The organism is Pseudomonas sp. SIMBA_067, from assembly GCF_046534675.1.
Taxonomy (GTDB): domain Bacteria; phylum Pseudomonadota; class Gammaproteobacteria; order Pseudomonadales; family Pseudomonadaceae; genus Aquipseudomonas; species Aquipseudomonas putida.
Window position 1 is genome coordinate 1 of the sequence record NZ_JAWRYH010001505.1, and the last position, 230, is coordinate 230.

A 230-nucleotide genomic window follows, 5' to 3' on the forward strand; every position below is an offset into this window, starting at 1 on the left:
CCAGCCCCACGGGATTACCCAGCATGCTGCACAGTCACCTGACCACCCTCAACGTAGCTTCGCTGATCCTGAACGTGTTCCAGGCGGACGGTTGCGCGGCTTCGGCGCTGCTGGCCGGCAGCGGCATTGGCCCGGCCGACCTGGGGAACGCCGATGCGCGCATCACCACCCAGCCGGAACTGCAGGTGTGCGCAAACGCCGTGGCCCGGCGCGAGGACATCGGCATGGAA

The 230-nt window shown here is 67.8% G+C and carries 1 pseudogene; it reads left to right on the forward strand.

From position 1 onward, the window contains the following. Positions 1-23: 23 nt before the first annotated feature. Positions 24-230: pseudogene (locus SB765_RS34470) on the forward strand (AraC family transcriptional regulator); the annotation flags it as partial.